The 22,927-nt window shown below is 73.1% G+C and carries 15 protein-coding genes; 9 read left to right on the top strand and 6 right to left on the bottom strand.

The window, feature by feature from the left end; genetic code table 11:
• The first annotated feature begins 317 nt into the window (after positions 1-317).
• The 5 genes from ACIBCM_RS24515 to ACIBCM_RS24535 all read left to right on the top strand — a co-directional run bounded on the left by ACIBCM_RS24515 (position 318) and on the right by ACIBCM_RS24535 (position 6,787).
• Positions 318-1,703 (top strand): hemolysin family protein, encoded by a 1,386-nt coding sequence (locus ACIBCM_RS24515; RefSeq protein WP_399246594.1) that lies wholly within the window; start codon positions 318-320, stop codon positions 1,701-1,703.
• The gene (locus ACIBCM_RS24520) at positions 1,700-2,713 is read left to right on the top strand and encodes a hemolysin family protein (protein ID WP_399246596.1); all 1,014 of its coding nucleotides are present in this window, start codon (positions 1,700-1,702) and stop codon (positions 2,711-2,713) included. Before ACIBCM_RS24515 ends, ACIBCM_RS24520 begins: the two co-directional genes overlap by 4 nt.
• A 244-nt stretch (positions 2,714-2,957) precedes the next feature.
• On the top strand, positions 2,958-3,737 hold the full coding sequence (locus ACIBCM_RS24525; protein WP_399246599.1) for an SGNH/GDSL hydrolase family protein: 780 nt from the start codon (positions 2,958-2,960) through the stop codon (positions 3,735-3,737).
• Between the two features lie 75 nt (positions 3,738-3,812).
• Entirely contained in the window at positions 3,813-5,246 is a 1,434-nt protein-coding gene (gene purB, locus ACIBCM_RS24530) for an adenylosuccinate lyase (RefSeq protein WP_399246746.1), read from the top strand.
• A gap of 383 nt (positions 5,247-5,629) precedes the next feature.
• Positions 5,630-6,787, top strand: a complete 1,158-nt coding sequence (locus tag ACIBCM_RS24535; RefSeq protein WP_399246600.1) for an ROK family transcriptional regulator — start codon at positions 5,630-5,632, stop codon at positions 6,785-6,787.
• Between the two features lie 310 nt (positions 6,788-7,097).
• On the opposite strand, the gene ACIBCM_RS24540 is transcribed toward ACIBCM_RS24535, so the two are convergent.
• Together ACIBCM_RS24540 and ACIBCM_RS24545 are read right to left on the bottom strand one after the other, a co-directional pair.
• Positions 7,098-7,862 carry a GntR family transcriptional regulator gene (locus tag ACIBCM_RS24540; protein WP_399246602.1) on the bottom strand — a complete coding sequence of 255 codons (765 nt, stop codon included), beginning with the start codon at positions 7,860-7,862 and terminating at the stop codon, positions 7,098-7,100.
• Positions 7,863-8,773: 911 nt separating this feature from the next.
• On the bottom strand, positions 8,774-9,808 hold the full coding sequence (locus ACIBCM_RS24545; RefSeq protein ID WP_399246604.1) for a DMT family transporter: 1,035 nt from the start codon (positions 9,806-9,808) through the stop codon (positions 8,774-8,776).
• A 47-nt stretch (positions 9,809-9,855) separates the two neighbouring features.
• Here ACIBCM_RS24545 and ACIBCM_RS24550 point away from each other — a divergent pair, with 47 nt between their 5' ends.
• Together ACIBCM_RS24550 and ACIBCM_RS24555 are read left to right on the top strand one after the other, a co-directional pair.
• Complete coding sequence (locus ACIBCM_RS24550) at positions 9,856-11,331, top strand: PLP-dependent aminotransferase family protein (RefSeq protein WP_399246606.1); 1,476 nt, start codon at positions 9,856-9,858, stop codon at positions 11,329-11,331.
• 224 nt (positions 11,332-11,555) lie between these two features.
• Entirely contained in the window at positions 11,556-13,124 is a 1,569-nt protein-coding gene (locus ACIBCM_RS24555) for a GNAT family N-acetyltransferase (protein WP_399246608.1), read from the top strand.
• A gap of 293 nt (positions 13,125-13,417) precedes the next feature.
• On the opposite strand, the gene ACIBCM_RS24560 is transcribed toward ACIBCM_RS24555, so the two are convergent.
• A complete protein-coding gene (locus tag ACIBCM_RS24560) occupies positions 13,418-14,650 on the bottom strand; it encodes a trans-sulfuration enzyme family protein (protein WP_399246610.1) in 1,233 nt (410 codons plus the stop codon).
• A gap of 59 nt (positions 14,651-14,709) precedes the next feature.
• On the opposite strand from ACIBCM_RS24560, the gene ACIBCM_RS24565 reads away from it, so the two are divergent.
• Together ACIBCM_RS24565 and ACIBCM_RS24570 are read left to right on the top strand one after the other, a co-directional pair.
• On the top strand, positions 14,710-15,261 hold the full coding sequence (locus ACIBCM_RS24565) for an Lrp/AsnC family transcriptional regulator (protein WP_399246611.1): 552 nt from the start codon (positions 14,710-14,712) through the stop codon (positions 15,259-15,261).
• Positions 15,262-15,438: 177 nt separating this feature from the next.
• The gene (locus ACIBCM_RS24570) at positions 15,439-17,121 is read left to right on the top strand and encodes a DUF885 domain-containing protein (RefSeq protein WP_399246613.1); all 1,683 of its coding nucleotides are present in this window, start codon (positions 15,439-15,441) and stop codon (positions 17,119-17,121) included.
• Positions 17,122-17,702: 581 nt separating this feature from the next.
• Here ACIBCM_RS24570 and ACIBCM_RS24575 read toward each other — a convergent pair.
• The 3 genes from ACIBCM_RS24575 to ACIBCM_RS24585 form a co-directional block, all read right to left on the bottom strand.
• The gene (locus tag ACIBCM_RS24575; protein WP_399246615.1) at positions 17,703-20,807 is read right to left on the bottom strand and encodes an AAA family ATPase; all 3,105 of its coding nucleotides are present in this window, start codon (positions 20,805-20,807) and stop codon (positions 17,703-17,705) included.
• A 231-nt stretch (positions 20,808-21,038) separates the two neighbouring features.
• Positions 21,039-22,217, bottom strand: a complete 1,179-nt coding sequence (locus ACIBCM_RS24580; RefSeq protein WP_399246617.1) for an exonuclease SbcCD subunit D — start codon at positions 22,215-22,217, stop codon at positions 21,039-21,041.
• Between the two features lie 60 nt (positions 22,218-22,277).
• On the bottom strand, positions 22,278-22,904 hold the full coding sequence (locus ACIBCM_RS24585) for a YigZ family protein (RefSeq protein ID WP_399246618.1): 627 nt from the start codon (positions 22,902-22,904) through the stop codon (positions 22,278-22,280).
• Between the last annotated feature and the right edge of the window lie 23 nt (positions 22,905-22,927).

Here is a 22,927-nt window from a genome sequence, read left to right on the forward strand (position 1 = left end):
CCGGCGGGAGCCCCGGCCCGGCCGGGTGCCGGTTCCCGGCGGGCGCCCGGGACGGCTTCCGGCGGTGCGCGCCGCCGGAAGGAAGCCGCCCCGGCGTACCTCTGGCGTGCGTGCCGCCCGCCTGCGGACACCCCTCTGCCGGGACCGCCGGAGACCATTCGGCCCTTCGGTGTGAGCAACTTTGCCGGTCCTTTACGATGGGTGGACCATCCCTCTCCCTACGAAAGGTGTGAGCGTCCGTCCATGGACGAGCCTCCCAGTAGCACACATCGAGCATTCCTCCTCCCCCTGCCCGATCATGGGACGGAGGTGACCCGATGACCGAAGTGCTCCTCCTGTTCGTGGCGGTGCTGCTCTCCTTCGCCTGTGGTGTCTTCGTCGCGGCGGAGTTCTCCCTCACCACGGTCGAGCGCAGTGACCTCGAACGGGCCGCCCAGCGCGGCGAACGCGGCGCGGCGAGCGCCCTCAAGGCCGTACGGGGTCTGACCTTCCAGCTGTCGGGCGCGCAGCTCGGCATCACCGTCACCAATCTGGTCGTCGGCATGCTCTCCGAGCCGTCGATCGCCAAGCTGATCCGGGGTCCCGTCGAGGATCTCGGTCTCTCCCCCTCCGTCGCGTCGTCGGTGGCCCTGGTCCTCGGTACGGCGCTGTCGACGGTCGTCCTGATGGTCGTCGGTGAGCTGGTGCCCAAGAACTGGGCCATCTCCTCCCCGCTCGCGGTGGCCAAGGTGGTCGCACCCGCGCAGCGGCTGTTCACCGCCGCCTTCAAACCGCTGATCAGCCATCTGAACAACACCGCCAACCGCATTCTCCGCAGGCTGGGCATGGAGCCGACCGAGGAGCTGGCGTCCGCGCGCAGCCCCCAGGAGCTGGTAGCGCTGGCCCGCCACTCCGCGAAGGAGGGCGCGCTGGAGGCGGACACGGCCGAGCTGTTCGTCCGTACTCTGAGCCTGGCCGAGCTGACCGCGGAGAATGTGATGACCCCGAGGGTCCAGGTCACCGCGCTGGAGGCACAGGCCACCGCGGAGGATGTCGCCAACGCCACCCGCGCCACCGGGCTCTCCCGCTTCCCCGTCTACCGGGGCAGTCTCGACACGGTCGTCGGGGTCGCGCACATCAAGGACGTCCTGGCGATCCCCGCCGCCCAGCGGGCCCGCCACCGGGTCATGGAGGTGCTGCGCGAGCCCCTGCTCGTACCGGAGTCACTGACCGTGGACCGGCTCATCGACCGGCTCGGCGGGCGGTCCACCATGGCGGTGGTCATCGACGAGTACGGCGGCACGGCCGGCGTGGTGACGATGGAGGACATCGTCGAGGAGGTCGTCGGCGAGGTACGGGACGAGCACGACCCCCAGGAGACCCCCGATCTGGCTCCGGCCGGGCAGGACGCCGACGGCCGCACCCTGTGGTCCGCCGACGGCGCCGCCCGTACGGACCAGCTGGAGCGGGCCGGTCTGAGGCTGCCGGACGGGCCCTACGAGACGCTCGCCGGACTGCTCGCGACCGAGCTGGGGCGCATTCCCGTCGAAGGCGACCGCATCGACGTCCAGGGGTGGCGCCTCGACGTGGTCGACGCCTCCGGGCGGCGCGCCGCCCGGGTGCTGATGCACGCGCCCGTCCCGTCCGGGGCGGACGACGGGCCCGATCCTCCAGGACCGGGTTCCCGCTCCGGATCCGGTAGTACGAGGGGGGCCGGACGATGATCGCCGTCCAGTTGTTCATCGGCCTGATGACCCTGGTGGTCAACGCCTTCTTCGTCGGCGCCGAGTTCGCCCTGATCTCCGTACGCCGCAGTCAGATCGAGCCGGAGGCCGAGGCGGGGAACCGCCGGGCCCGCAGTGTGCTGTGGGGCCTGGAGCACGTATCGGCCCTGCTGGCCGCGGCCCAGCTCGGCATCACCCTGTGCACCCTGGTCCTCGGTATCGTCGCCGAGCCCGCGATCGCGCATCTGCTGGAGCCGGTGTTCGACGCGGTGGGCGTGCCCCACGGCGCGGTGCATCCGATCTCCTTCGTGATCGCGCTGTCCCTGGCGACCTATCTGCACATGCTCCTCGGCGAGATGGTGCCGAAGAACATCGCCCTGGCCGAGCCCACCCGCAGCGCACTGCTGCTGGGCCCGCCGCTGGTGGCGCTGGCGCGGGCGCTGCGCCCGGTGATCTTCACGATCAACGCCTTCGCCAACGCTCTGCTGAAGCTGCTGCGGGTCGAGGCCAGGGACGAGGTCACCGCGACCTACTCGGACGACGAGCTGGCCCGGATGGTCGCGGACGCCGGTGACGCCGGACTACTCGACGACCGGGCGGCCGAGCGGCTGCGCGACGCCCTGGAGCTGGGCAGGCGCCCGGTGCGGGACGTCGTCATGCCGGCCGAACGGGTCGTGTACGCGCGGGGCGGGACCACTCCGGAGGACCTGGAGCAGCTGGCGGCCGAATCGGGGTTCTCCCGCTTCCCGGTCGTCGACGCCAAGCACAGCATCCTCGGCTACCTCCATGTGAAGGACGCCCTGGACGCGGCTCCGCGTGACGAGCCGTTCCCGGTCACGGCGCTGCGGCCGATCGCGCGGGTCCGTGCGACGACCCCGCTGGACGACGTGCTGACCGCGATGCGTCGCAGCAGTACCCATCTGGCGGCCGTCCTGGACGAGGACGGGCGGCCGGAGGGGCTGGTGACGATGGAGGACGTACTGCGGGAGCTGGTGGGCAGGCGCGGCTGACGCCCGCCCGGGCCGGTGACCGGGGCCCGTTCCGGATGCCTCATCGAGGCGTGCGGGACGGGCCCGCCGTTCTCCCGGCGCAGCGGCGGCTCCGGCGGTGTGCCCGACCGCGGTGTCCTGCGGCGTGCCGGGCCGTATGTCCCCGCGGCACGTCCGGCGGCGAGTCCTGGGTACTCCCCCGCGCCCCCGGCGGGGCCGCTCCGCCCGGACCCTCGGTGCTACCGACCGGTAGGATCATCTCTCCATGGAGACGACTGCCAACTACACCAGCTTTGTCGCGGTGGGCGATTCCTTCACCGAGGGCATGTCCGATCTGCTGCCCGACGGCTCGTACCGGGGCTGGGCCGATCTGCTGGCGGCCAGGCTGGCGGCCCGTACACCCGGGTTCCGCTACGCGAATCTCGCGGTGCGCGGCAAGCTCATCGGCCAGATCGTCGAGGATCAGATCGATACGGCGGCGGCGATGCGCGCCGATGTGGTGACGATGGTCGGCGGCCTCAACGACGCGCTGCGGCCCCGGTGCGACATGGTCCGGGTGCGGGCGCTGCTGGAGGAGGCCGTGGAGAAGCTGGCGCCGTCGTGCGGCCGGCTGGTCCTGATGCGCAGCCCCGGCCGCGACGGTCCGGTGATGGAGCGCTTCCGTCCGCGTCTGGAGGAGCTGCTCGTCCACATCGACGAGCTGGCCGCCCGGCACGGCGCGCTGGTGGTGGATCTGTACGGATCGGGCGCGTTCGGCGACCGGCGGCTGTGGGACGCCGACCGGCTGCATCTGGCGGCGGAGGGGCACCGCAGGGTCGCCGAGGCCGTCTGGCAGACGCTCGGCCTCACCCCCGAGGACGACTGGCGGGCACCGCTGCCGCTCGCGGCCCGCGCGGGCTGGGCCGCCCTGCGGGCCGAGGACCTGCGGTTCGCCCGCCGGCACCTCGGCCCCTGGATCGGCCGCCGCCTCACGGGCCGCTCCTCCGGCGACGGCCGCCCGGCGAAACGCCCCGAGCTGCTGCCGTACGAGCCGCCGCGCCCCTGACGCCCCGTTCCGGCGCGGAACCGGGACCGGGGCGCTGGCCTGCGTAAACCGACAGTAGAATCTCGCCATGTGACAGTGTCTGCGAAGCCTCGTATCCCGAACGTCCTGGCCGGCCGCTATGCCTCCGTGGAGCTGGCGGCTCTGTGGTCCCCCGAGCAGAAGGTGCGGCTGGAGCGTCAGCTCTGGCTGGCCGTGCTCCGCGCGCAGAAGGACCTCGGTGTCGAGGTGCCCGACGCGGCCGTCGCCGACTACGAGCGGGTGCTCGACCGGGTCGACCTGGCGTCCATCGCGGACCGCGAGAAGGTCACCCGCCACGATGTGAAGGCGCGGATCGAGGAGTTCAACGCGCTCGCGGGCCATGAGCAGGTCCACAAGGGCATGACCTCCCGCGATCTGACGGAGAACGTGGAGCAGCTCCAGATCCGGCTGTCGCTGGAGCTGATGCGGGACCGCGTGGTCGCGGTGCTGGCGCGGCTCGGCAAACTCTCCGCCGAGTACGCGGAGCTGGTGATGGCGGGCCGTTCCCACAATGTGGCGGCGCAGGCCACCACGCTCGGCAAGCGTTTCGCTACGGCGGCGGACGAGCTGCTGGTGGCGTACGGCCGGCTGGAGGACCTGCTGGGCCGCTATCCGCTGCGCGGGATCAAGGGACCGGTCGGCACCGCGCAGGACATGCTCGATCTGCTCGGCGGGGACGCGGCGAAGCTCGCGGAGCTGGAGCAGCGCGTCGCGGGTCATCTGGGCTTCGCCCACGCGTTCACCTCGGTCGGCCAGGTCTATCCCCGCTCCCTCGACTACGACGTGGTCTCCGCGCTGGTGCAACTGGCCGCCGCGCCCTCCTCGGTCGCCAGAACGGTCCGGCTGATGGCCGGGCACGAACTGGTCACCGAGGGCTTCAAGCCCGGCCAGGTCGGCTCCTCCGCGATGCCGCACAAGATGAACACCCGCTCCTGCGAGCGCGTCAACGGTCTGATGGTGATCCTGCGGGGTTATGCCTCGATGACGGCCGAGCTGGCGGGCGACCAGTGGAACGAGGGCGATGTGTCCTGCTCCGTCGTCCGCCGGGTGGCACTGCCGGACGCGTTCTTCGCCTTCGACGGGCTGCTGGAGACGTTCCTGACGGTGCTGGACGAGTTCGGGGCCTTCCCGGCGGTCATCGCCCGTGAACTCGACCGCTATCTGCCCTTCCTCGCCACCACCAAGGTGCTGATGGGCGCGGTACGGGCCGGGGTCGGCCGGGAGGTCGCGCACGAGGCCATCAAGGAGAACGCGGTCGCCTCGGCCCTGGCGATGCGTGAACAGGGCGCGGAGCGCAATGAGCTGCTGGACAAGCTCGCGGCGGACGAGCGCATTCCGCTGGATCGGGCGCAGCTCGACGCGCTGATGGCGGACAAGCTGTCGTTCACCGGTGCGGCCGGTGACCAGGTCGCTGCCGTCGTCTCCCGTATCGAGGAGATCGCCAAGCAGCACCCGGGCGCCGCCAAATACACGCCGGGCTCGATTCTCTGACGGCTTCGGCGGACGGCACGGGCCGCGCCGGTCGCGGGCGGCTTGTGCCTTCTCCGCCCTGAGGTCGGGGCGCCGGGTCCGGCCCCGGGCGAGCGCTGGATCCCGGCACCCCCGAGGTGCCGGGTCCCGGCATCGCGTCGAGGCCGGGTGCAGCCGGCCGGCGCGCTTCCCGTCCGGTTGGCCCCGGTGTCCCGGCGCCGGTCCGGCGGCCGGCGGGCGACGGGCGGTTGCCCGCCTGGCCCCCGTCCACGGCGGTTGAGAGGATATGCCCGGGCACTTCCGTCGCAGCCTTCGCAGTGACCGTGCGCGGTGAACGCCCAGCGAGTACCATCCGGCAGACATAAGCGCCCGAGCTGCACGAGCCGGGGCTGGAAGGACACACGGTGGGGCGGCTGACCGGCGGAGATCCGTCTTTGCTTCGGCGGATCAACTCGGCTGTGGTACTCCATGCGCTACGGGGGGCGGGCTCCCCCACGCTCACGGATCTGACCCGGGTCACGGGCCTGTCACGGCCGACCGTCGAAGGGGTCGTCGAGGGCCTCATCGAGGCGGGGCTGGTCGCCGAGACCGTGCCGGTGGAGGGCGCCACGCGCCGCCAGGGCCGGCCCGCACGACGGTTCCGGTTCCGGGTGGAGGCCGGCCATCTGCTGGGCATCGAGATCGGCCCGCACCGGGTGGCCGCGCTGGTCTCCGGGCTGGACGGACGCATCATCGGCGCGGGGTCGCGCGAGGTGTCCGAGACGGCCTCGGCGGACGACCGGCTGGAGCGGGTCCGGCTGGTGATAGCCGACGTCCTGCGGCGCACCGGGGTCTCCCGCAGCAATCTGCGGGCCGTCGGGGTCGGTTCCCCCGGCATCGTCGAGGCCGACGGGACCGTACGGCTGGGAACGGCGCTGCCGGGCTGGACGGGACTCCCCCTCGGCCAGCGCCTCCAGCGCTCCTTCCGCTGCCCGGTGCTGGTGGAGAACGACGCGAACGCCGCCGCCGTGGCCGAGCACTGGAAGGGCTCGGCGCGGGAGTCCGACGACATCGTCTTCGTCCTGGCCGGTCTGAGCCCCGGCGCGGGCTCCCTGATAGGCGGACGTCTGCACCGGGGGTTCGGCGGCGCGGCGGGCGAGATCGGGGCGCTGCATCTGCTGGGCCGGGGGATGACTCCGGAGAAGCTCCTGTCCACGACGGGCGAGCCGCTGCATCCCCTGGACGAGCAGGCGGTCGCCGATGTCTTCGCCCTCGCCAAGCAGGGCGACGTCCGTTCCCAGGCGGCGGTCGAGCGCTTCATCCAGCGCCTGGTCCACGATGTGGCGGCCCTGGTACTCGCGCTCGATCCCGAACTGGTCGTCATCGGCGGGTGGGCGGCCGGTCTCGACGGGGTCCTCGACCCCCTGCGCAGCGAACTCTCCCGCTACTGCCTCCGCCCGCCCCGCGTCACCCTGTCCCTCCTCGGCGAGGCGGCCGTGGCGACGGGAGCGCTCCGGCTCGCCCTCGACCATGTCGAGGAGGAACTCTTCGCGGTGGAGGGCACGGTGACCGCCCGCAGCTGACCCCGCGGGCCGGTCGCCCTCGGGGCCGTACGCCTCCGGGCGGCAGCGCGGAACGGCGTCGGCCGGCTCGCGCGTACGGGCCGACCGGCCGAGTCGGGTATCCGGCCCCGCTCAGGAGCAGCGGCTCGCCCGCGCGCACTCCCGCACAAGGGCGGGGATGCGACCCGGCACGGCCCGGCTCGGGAGGCAGACCGTCGCCGACTCCACGGTCAGTGCGGCCGGGTGGCGTGCCGACCACCCGGCGCGGGCACCGGCCCGAGGTGAACCCACGGGCCGGTCGGCGGGAACGGGCCCTCGACCGGGCCCGCGATCAGGAGGCGCGGCGTGCCTCGTCGTGGTGCCGTATCTGCACATCACCCGAGTCCCCGAAGGTGAGACGGCAGGTGTCCGCCCGGTAGGTGGCGACGGACACCGCAGCCGTCCGGCCCCGGGAGAAGTAGCGTGTGGTGACCATCAGAACCGGTGCCCCCGGCAGCCGGTCGAGCTCCTTGGCGTCGTCGGCGCGGGCCGAACCCAGTTCCACCGAGCGGTCCTGGCCTTCGAGGTCGAGGCGCTGGAGTTCGCGCAGCACACCACGCGCGCGTGCCGCTCCGGAGGGGGCGTCTATGGCGGAGAGTTCGGGTACCGAGGACACGGGCACATAGAACAGCTCGGCCGCGACGCGCTGCCCGTGACTGACGCGCAGCCTGCGCAGGGCGTACGTCTCCTCGCCGGCGGCCGTGCCCAGCAGGCGCGCCACAGCGGACGGCGGAACCGCCTTCGCGCAGTCGAAGGACTCCCAGGCGTCCTGTGTGGAGCCGGGCCAGGTGTGCTCGGTGGTGGAGACGTCCACGCCCACGCGCGGTGGGGCGACCGTGGTACCGACACCTCTGCGCCGCTGGAGGCGGCCTTCGAGTTCGAGCTGTTCGAGTGCCTGGCGGAGCGTGGCGCGGGCGACGCCGAACCGGGCGGCCAGGTCGCGCTCGTTCGGAAGGATCTCGCCCACCGTGAAGTCGGAGTCGAGTGCCTCGCCGATCACAGTCTTCAGGTGCCAGTACTTCGGTTCCGGCACAGATTCCAGTTGCGTGGTCCCCACCCTGATCCTCCGCAATCGCCGTCTCAGCGGCGGTTATTCCGCGCCTTTGTTTTTTAAAGGTTCCTGCACTATCCCTGCGACGATAGGGCGGCACGGCACCTTGGTCAAGACCAATCCTCCGTCGGTCGGGTGGGGAAGTCGACCGGGTTCGACGAGCGTTCACAGGGCGTTAGCACCCCAGTGAAGCGCGCGCCTCGCGGAAGCCCATGTTTTTTCGGACAGGGGGCCTGACGTGCGAGGGAAGGGAGGGGCCCGAGGTGCTGCTGTGACTTCCCCGCGGAGGTTTTGTCGCGATTCCGCGGCACGCGGCGGCGCTGAATGTGTCCTTCCGCGATCTCCGGCTGCGGGACGGCGGGGGGCTCCTCGACGGAGAGTCCGAGGACAGCGGGCGAACCGCCGGGCCCGGTGATCCGGAACCCCGTGTCCGGAGTCATCCGTTCCGCGGCCCGGGGAGGAACCGTCCGATTTTCCCCGCGTGCCGTCGAACCGCGGGGGCGCTTCGGTTCCTGCACCCGCCGTCACCGATCGGGCGTGCTCCGGAGCGAGAGGGCCGGGCGGCGCTCGGGGACCGCCACGGGTACCGGTCGGCCCGGACCGGCCGAGGACCGCCGCGGTCTCCGCGTACGGAGGCCCGCACGCCGCGCGCGCAGGGCGAACGCCGTCGGCGGAGCGGGAGCCTCACGGGCCTCGCGCCGTACGGAAGCCCCGTGACCCGGCGGGGTCACCGATGCCGGGAGGGCCGGTACGGCGAGGGGAGACCGATTCGGCGAGAACCACCCGTTCGGCCGCACCGGCGGTGGTACTGCCGCAGCCGGTGACGACCGGACCGCGGTGACGACCGGCCCGGGCCACCCGGCGGCCGACAAGGGGTGCGGCCCGGTACACGGTCCCCGGCGCCCGGCCCCTACCGGCTAAGCGGAACCCTGCCGGTTGGCGGCGGCCGGCCGGTGCCCGTCCGGAGCACTCCCTTCCGGTCCCGCGTCCGCGTCTGACGCACCGGGCCGGGGCAGGGCGCCCGACTCCGTGTCTCCCGGCGGCCGCCCCGGGGCCTTCTCGCCGAAGACACCCGAGCCGAGGGCCGCTCCCGCACCCACCAGCACACCGCCCGCAGCCTGGGCCGCGCCGAAGGTGCCGACGCCGACCAGCGGCGCGGTCAGCGCGGCGGCGACGGGGATCATGCCGGTGAAGAGGGTGGCGCGCTCGGTGCCGATGCGCTGAACGCCCATGTACCAGGTCACAAAGCCGATCACGGTGACCACGGCCGCCTGCCACAGCAGCGCCAGGGTCTCGGTCTGCGTGGGAGTACGCACCCACGCCGCACCGTCCAGGACCAGCCCGATCACCGTCGCCTCGACGGCCGCGACCGCGCAGACGCACGCCGTGAGCAGCCGGGGGCCGAGCGGCCGCAGCACCGGAGCGGCCAGGACGGCGAATCCGACCTCCCCGATCAGCGCGCACACCGACCAGACGATGCCCGCGGTGTCCGTGCGGCCCCACCCCTGCACCGTGAAAGCGCCGAGGGCGACAAGGAGCGCTCCGTACAGCACCGGCCGGGTGGGGCGTCTGCCGTCCGTCAGGGGGACGAGCACGGCCACGATCACGGGGGCGCACCCGACGAACACGCCCGGGACGGCGGGTTCGGAGGTGCGCTCCGCCGCGAGGATCGCCAGATTGAACCCGACCATGCCCACGCCGGCCACCAGCGCGATCCGCCCCCACTGGCGCGCGGTCAGGGCGCGCAGCGGGCCCAGTGCCGCCCGCCCGCCGAGCAGGGGCAGCAGAAGCAGGAAGGCGAGGGCGTAGCGGACGGCCTGACCACCCGCGTACGGATAGTCGCCGAGCAGGCTGTTGGCGGTGAAGGAGGCTCCGACCAGGCAGTAGGCGAAGGTGACGAGGAGGATCCCGTGCAGGGCCCGGGAGTTCGGGGGATGTGTCCGGCGGGTCATGAGGGCGACGCTAGAGAAACGCGCGGTCCCCTTTAAGGTCCACCTTTATGACGTCATCGGGGACCACTTCATCAGGCGGCCCGGCGAGCGCGGATCGCCCGCCGGAGGAGAAGTCCGCCGGAGCGGGGGCGGGCTTCTCCTGGGAGCTGCTCCTTCCGGCGGCGGGCGCACCGGCCCGTCAGCGCGGGCGCGCCCTCCAGTCGGCGCTGCGGGACGCGGTCCGCTCGGGCCGGCTGGCGGCGGGCACCCGGCTGCCCTCCAGCAGGGAACTCGCCGCCGACCTCGGGGTCTCCCGGGGCCTGGTCACCGAGGCCTATGAGCAGCTGACGGCGGAGGGGTACCTCCGGAGCGACCGCGGCTCGGGCACATGGGTCGGGGCGGCGGCGCGCGCGGGAGTGCGGACGGCCGTCAATCTCGCGCCGCGCGCTCCGGGCGCGCGGGTGGACTTCCGCGCCGGAACGCCCGATCTGTCCCTGTTCCCGAGGGCGCCCTGGGCGGCGGCGCACAAGACCGTGCTCGGCCGGCTGCCGCACCGGGCGCTCGGTTATCCCGATCCGCGCGGGCTGCCCGAGCTGCGCACCGCGCTGGCGTCCCTGCTCACCCGGCGGCGCGGTGTGGTGGCCGATCCGGAGCATCTGATCGTGTGCTCGGGCGTCACCCAGGCGACCACCCTGCTCGGCTTCGTCCTCCACCGCCGCGGGGAGCGGGCGATCGGCGTGGAGGATCCGGGCAGCCCCGGCCATGGCGCCGTGTTCACCGGTGTCGGCCTGGAGATGAGCCCGCTCCCCCTCGACGGCGAAGGGCTCGCGATGGAGCCGCTGCGGCGGTCCGGCGTACGGGTGGTGATGACGACGCCCGCCCACCAGTTCCCCTCCGGAATCGCATACTCCGCGACACGCCGGGCCGAACTCCTCGACTGGGCGCGGTCCGTGGACGGACTGATCGTCGAGGACGACTACGACGGGGACTTCCGCTACGACCGGGCCCCGGTGGGCGCGCTCCAGGGGCTCGATCCGGACCGGGTCGCGTACAGCGGTTCGGTGAGCAAGTCCCTCGCGCCCGGACTGCGGCTGGGCTGGCTGATCGTCCCGCGCCGGCTGATGGACGAGGTCGTCGAGCGCAAGCGGACCCTGGATCTCGGCAACCCGGCGATCGATCAGGCGCTGCTGGCCCACTTCATCGAGCGCGGGGACTACGACCGGCAGTTGCGCCGCTGTCAGCGCGCCTACCGCGAGCGGCGGGACGTGCTGGTGGGCGCGCTGGCGGAGTTTTTCCCGGGTACCGAGGTCAGCGGCATCGCCGCCGGGCTGCACATCATCGCGCGGCTCCCGCAGCGGTACGGGCCCGAGGACCGCTTCCTCGGGTGCGCGGCGCGGGCCGGGGTCGCCGTGAGGGCGCTGACCGATCATGAGCAGGTGCCGGTGCGGGACACGGGGGTGCGGCTGGTGCTGGGATACGCCCATCTGGCACCGTCCGAGATCGTGCGGGGCGTGGAGCTGCTGGCCCGGGAGGCGGCGCGCTGAGGCGCGGTGCGTGAGGCCGGGGCGGTTCGTACCGGGGCCGATGAAAAGGGCGGTTCCCCTCGGACGCGAGCCCAGGCGATCACGACCGCCGAGAGCGCTGCACCGGCGAGCCCTGGCCCATCAGAATACGGAGCAAATAGCCCATAGCCATCCGGATAGCTGCTTTACCCATCAGTCACATAGCGTTCGTGATCGCGCAACAAGCAAGGGAGACAGTGGGTGTCATGACTGAGGTGACATCCGCGAAGAGCGCCCGCCGCCCGCATCACTGGCGGCGGGATCTCGTCGAACTGGCGGCCCTGTTCACGGCGGTGGCCGTGGCCGACATCGTCGTCGTCCATCTGATCGGGCACACCCTGGACGGGCCGGTGCTGCTCGTCGCCGCCACCCTCACGTTCGTCGCCACGGCCGCGTTCCACACATGGTGGGCATGGCACCGCGGCCATGCCCCTCCGACCGCCACCGGCACCACTCCCCCGGCGGCTGCCGCCGCCGTGCCCGCGACCGCCCGGAGTACCGGCCCCGCCCACCGTCCGGACACGGACGACGGCGGGGGCGTGGACGACGGCCGGAGCACCGGCTCCGACTCCGATTCAGGTTCCGGCTCGGGCTCGGGCTCCATGGACGGGATCGGCTCGGGCTCCCGCGAGGGGATCGGCGGCGAAGAGGGCGCGCAGAGCGGACCCGACCCAGGGGAAACCCTGCTCTGGCGGATGCGTACGACCGTCCGGGACGAGCCCGGCAGCCTCGCCGCGCTGTGCACCGCGCTCGCCCGTCTCCGTATCGGCATACTGACCCTCCAGACCCACCCGCTGGCAAAGGGGACGGTCGACGAGTTCCTTCTGCGCGTCCCTTCGGTCCTGGAGATCAGGCGGCTGACCGGGGCGGTCTCGGCAGCCGGCGGCACCGACACCTGGATCGAACGCGCCGACGCGCACGACCTGGTCGACGCCCCGACCCGGGTACTCGGCCTCGCGACCCGTACGGCGCTGGACACCGCGGAACTGCCGCTGGCGCTGCGCCAACTGCTGGGCCGCTGCTCCATCCACTCGCTTCCGGCGGTCTCTCTCGGCGGCCTTCCCACCGGGGACCTCCCGCCCGAGGAGGGCGTACTGGAGCAGGAGGACACGGTGCTGCGTCTGCGCGCGCCGGACGGCGGCGCGATCATCATCGAGCGGCCCCATCTCCCCTTCACCCCGACGGAGTTCGCCCGGGTCAGGGCACTGCTCGACCTCGACGCCCGGCTCGGGCCGCGCGTCCCGCGCACCCGGCACGCCCTCACCCTGCCCGAGGGAAACGGGATCACCGTGCGCCGCGCCGACCAGGGCGATGTGGAGGCGGCCAAGGCGATGCAGGACCGCTGCTCGGAGCAGACGCTCCGGATGCGCTATCACGGACCGGTCGGCGACGCCCACCGCTACCTCGACCATCTCCTCAGCCCGCGGTACGGCAGGACACTCGCCGTCGAGACGGCCTCCGGGCGACTCGTCGGACTCGGCCATCTGCTCTGGGACGGGGACGAGACCGAGGTCGCCCTGCTCGTCGAGGACGACTGGCAGCGCCGCGGCGTCGGTTCCGAGCTGCTGGGCCGGCTGGTGGACCTCGCCCGGGAGACCGGCTGCGGGAGTGTGTACGCGGTGACCCAGTCGTGGAACACCGGCATGGTCGCGGCCATGCGCGGCCTCGGTCTGCCCCTGGACTACCAGATCGAGGAGGGGACCCTGGTGATCACCGCCCCGCTGGAGGGCGCGGGCGCGGCTCAACTCCCCCGGTTCGAGCAGGCCGAACGCTGAGACGGACCCGGCGGGGGCCGGGAACTGAGCCGGTGCCGGGGAGAGCCGGACGGCCGGGGCCGGGAACTCGGCCCAGGCGCTGCCCCCGGGCCCGGCGGAGGCCCCGGCGCCCGGACCCCGGCGTCGCCGACCCTGCGGAAGGGTCCCCGCGTCGCCACCCCGGTGGAAGGGTCCCTGCGGAGGCGCCCCGAAACCCGGGCGCGGGCCCCGGCCCAGGGCGGCCGGGACCCCGGCCCGCGTCGTCACCGGAACCCGTCCGATCACCCGGTGAACCGGCCGCCGAGGGACGGCCCTCAGGGTGCCGGGGCTCCCCGCCCGCCCGGCGCCAACGGCGCACCGCTCCGGGAATCCACGCCCGAGGCGGCAGGGGAGACGGCCCGCGAAGCGTCGAGGGCGGCGTCGAGATCGAGCCAAAGGTCCTCGATGTCTTCCAGCCCCACCGACAGCCTCAGCAGCTGTTCACCGACGCCCGCCGCCCGACGGTCCGTTTCGGCCACGATGCGGTGACTGATGGAGGCCGGGTGCTGGATCAGGGTGTCCACGCTGCCGAGGCTCACCGCCGGTGTGATCAGGCGTACCCCCGCGATGACCCGCAGGGGGTCCCCGCGCACCTCGAAGGAGACCATCGCCCCGCCGATCCGCGGATAGCGGACCCGGGTGATCCGGGGGTCCGCCGCCAGCCGGGAGGCCAGTTCGGCGGCGGTGGCGGACGCGGCCCGGACCCGTACCGGCAGGGTGGAGAGTCCGCGCAGCAGCAGATACCCCGCCATCGGATGCAGTACGCCCCCGGTGGCGAAGCGGACCTGCCGCAGCCGCCCGGCGAACTCCTCGTCGCAGGCGACGACCCCGCCCATCACATCGCCGTGGCCGCCCAGATACTTGGTCGCGCTGTGCAGGACGATCCTCGCGCCGTGCTCCAGCGGGCGCTGGAGCACGGGGGTGGCGAAGGTGTTGTCGACGAGCAGTGGCACCGAGCCGCAGGCATGGCGCACGGCGTCGAGATCGACCTCCGCCAGCGTCGGGTTGGCCGGTGTCTCGACGATGACGAGCCCGGTGTCGGGGCGTATCTCCGCCGCGATTCCCGCCGGATCCGTCCAGGTCACCTCCGTACCCAGCAGTCCGGCGGCAAGCAGATGGTCACTACATCCGTACAGCGGGCGGACCGCGACGACATGGCGCAGTCCCCTACTGGCCCGTACCAGCAGTACGGCGGTCAGCGCGGCCATCCCGCTGGCGAAGGCCACCGCGCTCTCGGCCCCTTCGAGCCGGGCGAGCGCCGTCTCGAAACGGGCGGTGGTCGGATTGTCGAGCCGGGCGTAGACGGGCGGGCCCTCCAGCCGCCCGCCGGAGGCGGCGAAGGCGTCGATGCGCTCCGCCTCGGCGGCGGCGTCGTACGACGGATAGGTGGTCGACAGGTCCAGCGGCGGCGCGTGCAGACCGAGCTGCGCGAGGTCCTCGCGTCCGGCGTGGACTGCTTCGGTGGCCAGCGCCCGGGGTACGGGAGCGGCGAAGGCTGCTTTCTCCATGACCGCAGGGTGAACACCTACCGGGAAGTATCGGCCCATCTCCGTGCTACGTTCGGCGAATGACCGAATCCGTCGCTCTTGACCCGGTTGACCTGCGGATACTCCGCCTGTTGCAGAACGACGCCCGGACGACGTACCGGGAGCTGGCGGCAGAGGTCGGAGTCGCTCCTTCCACCTGCCTCGACCGGGTGGCCCGGCTGCGGCGCTCGGGAGTGATCCTCGGGCACCGGCTGGCGCTGGATCCGGCGCGGCTCGGCCGGGGACTCCAGGCGCTGCTGTCCGTGCAGCTGCGTCCGCACCGCCGGGAGCTGATCAGTACGTTCGTGGAGCGGATCCGGGCGCTGCCGGAGTCACGGGCACTGTTCCACCTCACCGGCCCCGACGACTATCTCGTGCATGTGGCCGTGGCGGACACGGCGGATCTCCAGCGGCTGGTGGTGGACGAGTTCACCTCGCACCGCGAAGTCGCCCGGGTGGAGACCCGGTTGATCTTCCAGCAGTGGGAGTGCGGTCCCCTGCTGCCGCCGGTGAGGAGCGACGGGCCCGGGGCCGGCGACCGGACGGGGGAACGGCCGGCGGCGGACCGGTCCCCCGCCGCCGGTGACCGCTGAGCTCCCGCGCCCCGGCGCCGCCGTCCGCCAGCAGACTGTGGATCCATGGCCGTTGCGCTTTGGCCACACTCTTTCCAAGGTCCGACCGGTCGATGACCGGCCACTGGACAGCCGCAGCACGGCCCGCCGATCCGGACGATGGTGACGCGGAGGCCCTCACTCATGGAGGATGTGTTCATGTCAGTAATTCCCAGCAGCCCGCTGCCCCGTCAGGTCGCCGACGCCTATGTCGACGCGCTCATCGAACTCGATCCCACCACCGGCACCTATCTGGGGGTCAAGGAGAGCGCAAGCCGCCTCCCCGACTACTCCCCCGCCGGTCAGGAGGAGCGCGCGGCGCTCGCCCGGGACACTCTCGCCAGGCTCGACGAGGCCGAGAAGCTGCCCGGTGCCGACAGTGACGCGGAGCGGCGCTGCGGACGGCTGCTGCGAGAGCGGCTGACGGCCGAACTCGCCGTACACGAGGCCGATGAGGGGCTGCGCGCGGTGAGCAATCTGCACTCGCCCGTCCACTCGGTGCGCGAGGTGTTCACGGTGACGCCGACGGGGACCGACGAGGAGTGGGCAGCCGTCGGGCAGCGCCTGCGCGCGGTGCCGGACGCGCTGGAGGGCTATCGCGCGTCCCTGGAACTGGGTCTGGAGCGCGAACTCTTCGGCGGTCCCCGGGCCACCCGGACCAATATCGGCCAGCTGACCGAGTGGATCGGCACCGACCGCAGCTGGTTCGAGGAGTTCGTCGCGGACGGCCCCGAGGACCTGCGCGCGGAACTCGGCGCGGCGGCCCGTACCGCCACCGACGCCCTGACCGCGCTGCGGGACTGGATGCGCGATGTGTACGCCCCGGCCGTCGCGGACGCGCCCGACACCGTGGGCCGTGAGCGCTACGCCCGCTGGTCGCGCTACTTCAACGGCACCGACCTGGATCTCGACGAGGCCTACGCCTACGGATGGTCGGAGTACCACCGGCTGCTCACCGAGATGAAGGCGGAGGCGGACAAGATCCTTCCGGGCTCCGACCCCTGGGAGGCGCTCGCGCACCTTGATGAGCACGGCCGTCATATCGAGGGCGTCGACGAGGTACGCGTCTGGCTCCAGGGCCTGATGGACGAGGCCATCGAGGCGCTGGACGGCACCCACTTCGAACTCGCCGAGCGGGTACGCAGGGTGGAGTCCCGGATCGCGCCTTCGGGCAGCGCCGCCGCCCCCTACTACACCGGCCCCTCCGAGGACTTCTCCCGGCCCGGCCAGACCTGGCTGCCGACCATGGGCGCGACCCGCTTCCCGGTGTACGACCTGGTGTCGACCTGGTACCACGAGGGCGTCCCCGGCCATCATCTCCAGCTCGCGCAGTGGGTGCATGTTGCGGACCAGCTCTCCCGGTACCAGGCGACGGTCGGCGGGGTCAGCGCCAACTGTGAGGGCTGGGCGCTGTACGCGGAACGGCTCATGGACGAGCTGGGGTTCCTGCCCGACGCGGAACGCCGACTCGGCTATCTCGACGCCCAGATGATGCGGGCCTGCCGGGTCATCGTGGACATCGGGATGCATCTGGGGCTGGACATCCCGGCGGATTCGCCGTTCCACCCGGGTGAGCGCTGGACGCCCGAGCTGGCACAGGAGTTCTTCGGCAACCACAGCGGACGGCCTGCGGACTTCGTGGAGAGCGAGCTGACGCGCTATCTGTCCATGCCCGGCCAGGCCATCGGCTACAAGCTCGGTGAACGGGCCTGGCTGCTGGGGCGTGAGAACGCCCGCAAGGCGCACGGCGACGCGTTCGACGCGAAGGCGTGGCACATGGCGGCGCTGTCGCAGGGCTCCCTGGGTCTCGACGATCTGGTCGACGAGTTGTCGAAGCTCTGATGCCGCACAGGCGGCCGGGCTGGTCAAGGGCCCGGCCGCCACTGCCGGTCGGCGCATGACCGGTGGGCGGTCCAGTCCACCGGTCATGCGCCCAGCGAACGGACGACCGCGGGGCCTGGTCGGGACGGGACGACCGGGGACCGTCCGCCGGGCCGGGGCGGGCCGACCGAGGCCGGCTCGGCCGCGTACGGTCGTCGGCACGGAAGGACGCGTATGTACGCGTGCCGCCCCGTCACCTGCGGGAAGGCCGCTTGCCTGTTCCTCGGACGGGCACCCCGGCCGGGGAACAGCACCGGTGGCACCGGGGGACACCCATGGGCCGCGCCGGTCGGTCCCGGCCCCGGCTCCGGTGTCGTACGCGCGCGTCCGCGTTGCGGGGACCGGCGCCCGCGAACTGCCCGACAGCGCACCGGACCGGACGGTGGCCGGAGCACTGATCAGCGTCTCCGACGGCACCTCCCGGGCCCGGTTCTCCTGGTCATCCCGTCGAAGGGGACCCGGTCCTACCGGGCCAGGAGGCCGACGGTCCCCGTGCCTCGCGCAGGACCGCGACAACCATGGCAGGCCCGCGCCGGGGCCGGTCAGCCGCTGAGCGGGGCCGTCCTCAGGCGCACCACCGAACCGTGCCGATCCTTGAGCACTTCGAGCTGGGTGGGGATACGTCTGCGCAGATCGGCGACATGACTGACGATGCCGACACTGCGGTCCCTTTCGCGCAGGGAGTCGAGCACTTCGAGGACCTCGTCCAGCGTCTGTTCGTCGAGGCTGCCGAAACCCTCGTCGATGAACAGGGTGTCCAGTCGCACCCCTCCGGCCTCCTCCGTGACGACATCGGCGAGGCCCAGCGCCAGCGCCAGGCTGGCGAAGAAGGTCTCGCCGCCGGAGAGCGTCGCCGTGTCGCGCTCACGGCCGGTCCAGGAGTCGACGACATGGAGCCCGAGCCCTGCGCGTTTTCCCCCGGCGCGCGCGTCGGAGTGCACCAGGGTGTACCGGCCGGCCGACATCCGCTGGAGCCGTACGGTGGCCGCCGCCGCGACCTGTTCGAGCCGGGCCGCCAGCACATACGACTCCAGGCGCATCCGGCGCTCGTTGTCGGCGGAGGTACCCGCGGTGAGAGCGGCGAGCCGGGCCACCCGCACATACTCCTCACGCAGCGGGCCGAGCCCCTGGATCCCCGCGGCGGCCTCCCCTGACAGCCGGGACAGCTCGGCACATCTCTCGCGGGCGGCGGCCAGCACCGAGTTGGCGTCGCGCAGTGCGCGCTCGGCGGTGTCGTACGCCGCCTCCGCGGCCGCGACGTCGGCGGGAGGCTGCTTCGCGGCGGCGCGGGCGTCCCGCTCGGCGAGCCGGTCGGCGACCGCGGCGGCCTCCATCTGCCATGCGTCGATACGGCGCTGGAAGTCGCGGTGGTCGCCGTCGTCCAACAGAGCTTCCGCGACGGCGTCCGGGGTGTCGAACCCGGCCCGGTACGCCGCGTCGGAGAGCCGGGCGTCGGCCTCCTTCAGGCTGTGCGCGGTGAGTTCATGGGCGCGAACGGCCTCGGCGGCCTCGGCGAGCAGGCTCGCCCGGCGCTCCAGCACCGCGGCGTGTTCGGCGACACTGCGCTCACCGCCACGGGCGCGCTCCAGCTCCTGGCCGAGCCCGGCCTGTTCACGGTCGAGCGCTTCCCGGGCCGAGGTACGGGCGGCCACCCGCTGCTCGGCCAGCTGGAGCGCCGCGACCCGCTCCTCGTGCTCCCGCTCGGCGCGGTCGAGTGCCTCGCGGGCGGCGTGCGTCCCGGAGGCGAGGTCATGGGCCTCGCGGTGCTCGCTCTCCAGCAGCCGGACGAGCGATTCCAGTTCACCGGCCTCCGGGTCCCGGTCCGTGACGACGTCTCCTCCGGTGGTCTCCCCGTCCCGGGGCTGCACCCTCCGGGGCCGCGCCTCCCCGCCCTCCCCCGGTTCCTCGCCCTCCCGCGCCTCCTGGGCCGCGGTCGCCAGGGCCTCCCGTACGACGGCCAGTTCCCGCTCGGCGGCGGATTTCGCCTCGTCCGCGCGGGTGTAGTCCTCGTACGCGGCATCCTCTTCGGCGGGCGTGACCTGGTCCTGCCGGGCACGGGCCGGTCCGGGGTGCTCCGCGGAGCCGCAGACCGCGCAGGGTGCTCCGGGGACCAGGGCGGTGGCCAGCTCCGCCGCCATCCCCAGCAGTCGGCGCTCCTTGAGGTCGAGCCATCTCTCCCGTGCCGTGGCCGCCCGGTCGCGGGCCGAGCACAGCTCTTCCCCTGCGGCCACTGCCCGGGCCGAGAGGCGGTCCCGCTCGCGGGCCGCGCGCAGCCTGCGGCGGGCGGGATCGAGCCGGCCGGCGAGATGCTCGGCACGGGTGGCCGCCTCCTGGGCGGCGGTGACGCGCTCCTGGTGGCCGTGGCGGAGGGTGTCCCAGCCACCGAGCCAGCCCGCCGCGTCCTGGAGGAACTCCTCGTCTGCCCGGGCCTCGCGGTCGAGGTCGGCGCGCTCGCGGGTGATCTCCTCGCTCCGCCGCTCGGCCCGGCGGGCCGCGTCGAGACCGCCGAGGTCCTGGCGGAGCCGGCGCTCCAGCTCCATGAGCCGGGCCGCGCCCGCGTCGGCGAGGTCGGCGGGCAGTCCGGCGCTCACCCGCTCCAGGACGGCGCCCGCGGTGCGGTGATCACGCTCGGCGTCGTCGCGGAGCGTCAGCTCGGGGCTCACCCGCTCGGCCTTGCGGGCCCGGTCCAGCCGGGCCTGGAGCGCCTCGCACTCGGGCTGCCGCTCCTCCAGCGTCGCGCTGCGGCTCCGGGCGTCCTCGTACCGCCGCTGGAGCCGGTCCCGTTCGCGCTCACCTTCCAGTGCGAACCGAGCGGCGGACTGACGGCTCCCGGTGGTGGAGAGGGCGCATTCCGCCACGGTCAGATACTCCCGCGCGCCCGTGCGGGCGACGGCAGCCCACTCCAGTACGGCGTCGGCGAGCCCCGGATCACCCGGCTGCCGTTCGGGGGACGGCCAGTCACCGGCCGCCGGGCCCGCCGCCTGCTCCATCTTGTGCGCGATGGCCAGAAGGCGCTCGTCACCGGCTCGTACCCGTGCTTCCGCCGCGCGCCGGCGGTCCGCGAGGCGCTCCTCGACGGCGGCGTAGCGGCGGGTGTCGAAAAGACGGCCGAGGAGCTTTCCGCGGGCTTCGGCGTCGGCGCGCAGAAAGCGGGCGAAGTCGCCCTGCGGCAACAGCACGACCTGGCAGAACTGGTCGCGGCTCATCCCGACGAGCTGGGTGATCTCCTCGCCGATCTCCTGATGGGAGCGGCTCAGCGCCTGCCAGGCACCACTCCGGGCGTCGTACTCACGCAGCCGGCACTGGGCCCGCTCGGTGGTGTAGCCCTTGCCGTTCTTCTTGGGGCGGGGCTGGGCGGGGCTCCGGGTGATCTCCAGCCGCCGTCCCGCGACGGTCAGTTCGAGGAGTACCTCGGTGAGGGTGCCGGACTCGGAGTGGTCGCTGCGCAGCGAGGCACCCGGAGTCTGCCGGGCGCCGGGCACGGCCCCGTACAGGGCGAAGCACACCGCGTCCAGGACGGAGGTCTTGCCCGCGCCCGTCGGCCCGTGGAGCAGGAAGATCCCGTCGGCGGCCAGGGTGTCGAAGTCCACTTCCTGTACGGCTCCGAAGGGGCCGAAGGCGGTGAGGGACAGCCGGTGCAGTCTCACCCGGCCACCTCGCGTACCGACTCCGCCGCCTCGCGTACCGTTCCCCTCGCCTCGCGTGCGTACCCGGCCGGCGTGGCCCCGGCCCGGGCGGACTCGTCCGGTACGGCCCGTGCCGTCACCCGCCCGGCCCCGGCGGCCGGCGCGGACCTCGCGCGCGCGGCGCCGCCGCGCTCCGCACCACCCGGCACGGATCCGGCACCACCGCCGGACCCGTCGGCCCCCCTGATGGAATCACCCACGCCGAACCGTCCCCTCGTTCATGGTCTCCGCCGCCCGTACGTCGTCGAACGCCGACCGCAGAACGGCCCGCTCCCGCTCGTCCGGACCGGTGCCGCCGCGCACATGCGCGACGAAGTCCTCCGCGACCTGCTGCTCGCTGCGCCCCTTCAGCCGCTGTGCGTACGAAGCGGCGGGCCGGCCGTCGGGAGCGCGCTCGGGCTCGAAGACCAGGCTCAGTGTGTGCGGGAAGCGGGCGCCGAGGCGCGCCATCGGTTCGGCCGGACGGACCGCGTCGGTCAGTGTCGCCTCGACGAACGACTCCTCGTGGCGCTCCAGCGCCGGGGCGTCGAGCAGCACGTCGAGGGTGCCGCGCAGCCGGGCGAGCGGCCGGGGCACGGGGCAGTCGACGCGCTCGGCGCGGATCCCGCCGTCGGCGCCGAGGTCGACGAGCCACATGGTCTTGCGGTGGTCGGCCTCGGAGAAGGAGTAGGCGAGGGGCGATCCCGAGTAGCGCACCCGGTCGGTGAGGGTCTGGCAGCCGTGCAGATGCCCGAGGGCGACATAGTCCACGCCGTGGAAGACCCCGGCGGGCACGGCCGAGACGCCTCCGACGGTGATGTCCCGCTCGCTGTCGCTCCCCCGGCCCCCGGCGACGAAGGCATGGGCGAGGACGAGGGACCGGGTGCCCGCCCCACGGGTCGCGAGGTCGGCCCGGACCCGGTCCATCGCAGCGCCGAGGACGGCCTCGTGGCGGGCCTTCTCCGCCTGGAACTCGTCCTTCACCAGCGCCGGTTCGAGATAGGGCAGTCCGTAGCACGCCACATCGCCGTGGCGGTCGGAGAGCATCACGGGGGTGCCGCAGGCCGCCGGGTCGGTCCGCAGATGGATTCCGGCGCGCTCGATGAGCCCGGCCCCGACGCCCAGACGGCGCGCCGAGTCGTGGTTCCCCGAGATCATCACGGTGCGCACGCCCTCGGCGGCGAGACGGTGCAGGGCGTCGTCGTACAGCCGCACCGCGGCGAGCGGGGGCACGGCCCGGTCGTAGACGTCTCCCGCCACCAGCACCGCGTCGACCTCGCGCTCGCGCACCGTCGCCACCAGATGGTCGAGGAAGGCGGCCTGGGCGTCGAGCATGCTCACCCGGTGGAGCGAGCGCCCCAGGTGCCAGTCCGACGTATGCAGGAATCTCATGATCCCCGAGACTAACGGCGGGGTCTGACAACGCGTGGGGCTTCGGGCGTTCCGGTGAACTCAGGCGTCCCCATACGCCTCACCACCCAACTCCAGCAACGCGGTTCCCGCGGTGATATCCGCCAGCCAGGCCCGGAAGGCGTCGGCTTCGGCGTCCGGCAGCCCGATCTCGATGGTGACGTTCTCCGCGTACCGGACATCGCGCACGGCATGGCTGGTGGCCCGGAGGTCGTTCTCCAGCTTTCCCGCCCGCTCGTGGCCGACGGTGACCGTGGCGAGCCTGAAGCGCCGGCGGGTGAGCGTGCCCAGCGCGTCGAGCGCCTCGCCGACCACTCCCCCGTACGCCCGGATCAGCCCGCCGGCGCCGAGTTTGACCCCGCCGTAGTACCGGGTCACGACGGCCACGGCGTAGCGGATGTCACGCCGCATCAGCATCTGGAGCATGGGCACACCGGCGGTCCCGCCCGGCTCGCCGTCGTCGCTCGCCCTCTGTACGGAGGCGTCGGCACCGATGACATAGGCGAAGCAGTTGTGTGTCGCGGCCGGGTGCTCCCCGCGGACCCGGGCGACGAACGCCTGCGCCTCCTCCTCGGTCGCGGCGGGCGCGAGCGCGCAGATGAAGCGCGATCTGCCGATCTCGGTCTCGTGCACACCCTCGCGGGCGACCGTCCGGTACTGCTCCTGCATCCGACCACCCTATGCATCACCCG

Origin of the sequence: Streptomyces sp. NPDC051018 (genome assembly GCF_044456085.1) — a bacterium.
GTDB lineage: Bacteria > Actinomycetota > Actinomycetes > Streptomycetales > Streptomycetaceae > Streptomyces.

What these genes read in the sequence shown, in the direction of transcription:
- ACIBCM_RS24585 (WP_399246618.1), bottom strand. Translation starts at nt 22,904, where the DNA reads ATGCAGGAGCAGTACCGGACGGTCGCCCGCGAGGGTGTGCACGAGACC.
- ACIBCM_RS24550 (WP_399246606.1), top strand. Translation starts at nt 9,856, where the DNA reads ATGACGTCATCGGGGACCACTTCATCAGGCGGCCCGGCGAGCGCGGAT.
- ACIBCM_RS24560 (WP_399246610.1), bottom strand. Translation starts at nt 14,650, where the DNA reads ATGGAGAAAGCAGCCTTCGCCGCTCCCGTACCCCGGGCGCTGGCCACC.
- ACIBCM_RS24570 (WP_399246613.1), top strand. Translation starts at nt 15,439, where the DNA reads ATGTCAGTAATTCCCAGCAGCCCGCTGCCCCGTCAGGTCGCCGACGCC.
- ACIBCM_RS24555 (WP_399246608.1), top strand. Translation starts at nt 11,556, where the DNA reads ATGACTGAGGTGACATCCGCGAAGAGCGCCCGCCGCCCGCATCACTGG.
- ACIBCM_RS24565 (WP_399246611.1), top strand. Translation starts at nt 14,710, where the DNA reads ATGACCGAATCCGTCGCTCTTGACCCGGTTGACCTGCGGATACTCCGC.
- ACIBCM_RS24515 (WP_399246594.1), top strand. Translation starts at nt 318, where the DNA reads ATGACCGAAGTGCTCCTCCTGTTCGTGGCGGTGCTGCTCTCCTTCGCC.
- ACIBCM_RS24520 (WP_399246596.1), top strand. Translation starts at nt 1,700, where the DNA reads ATGATCGCCGTCCAGTTGTTCATCGGCCTGATGACCCTGGTGGTCAAC.
- ACIBCM_RS24545 (WP_399246604.1), bottom strand. Translation starts at nt 9,808, where the DNA reads ATGACCCGCCGGACACATCCCCCGAACTCCCGGGCCCTGCACGGGATC.
- ACIBCM_RS24525 (WP_399246599.1), top strand. Translation starts at nt 2,958, where the DNA reads ATGGAGACGACTGCCAACTACACCAGCTTTGTCGCGGTGGGCGATTCC.
- ACIBCM_RS24580 (WP_399246617.1), bottom strand. Translation starts at nt 22,217, where the DNA reads ATGAGATTCCTGCATACGTCGGACTGGCACCTGGGGCGCTCGCTCCAC.